The sequence below is a fragment of the Tamlana crocina genome, from assembly GCF_012037625.1.
This window is the reverse complement of sequence record NZ_JAAVJS010000166.1, coordinates 1-499: the sequence shown is the minus strand read 5'-3', so window position 1 is coordinate 499 and position 499 is coordinate 1. Positions and strand designations below refer to the sequence as shown.

The 499-nt window shown below is 41.5% G+C and carries 1 protein-coding gene; it reads left to right on the top strand.

Annotated elements, in window-relative coordinates; all coding sequences use genetic code 11:
- Positions 1-22: 22 nt before the first annotated feature.
- Positions 23-499 (top strand): hypothetical protein (locus HC176_RS16145; protein WP_425338214.1); only part of this gene is annotated, 477 nt, incomplete at its 3' end.

The following is a 499-nucleotide window of genomic DNA, read 5'->3' as shown; positions in this document are numbered from 1 at the left end:
AGACAGGGTACTAAAGAAATTGATGAAGTGTCTTCGCGTATGTAATAATTCTGAAATTTCCCAAAATGAAGCTGGACAATGGGAGATGACCGGAGCTCCCACAGAGGCAGCCCTGCTCAGCTTAAGCATGAAAGCAGGCTTAAAGGATTTTAAATTCGAGCGCCTGGACATTATTCCCTTTGAATCTGAACCTAAATTTATGGCCACCTTAGATCGAATAAATGATAATACTCTGGTCTGTATGACAGGTGCTCCCGAAAGGCTTCTGGAAAAATGTTCATTTCAATATACCGCAGAAGGGAAAAAGGAAATAGACAGAGCCTTGTGGAAAGAAAAACTGGATACTACAGCTTCTAAAGGTCAACGCATCCTGGGGGCTGCCTTTAGACCTGCAGAAGAAGATGAACATTCGATTGAATTACCTCTTGATAAACCAAATTTTATTTTTCTTGGGATTATTGGAATCATTGATCCTCCCAGGGAAGAAGTGATCGAAGCC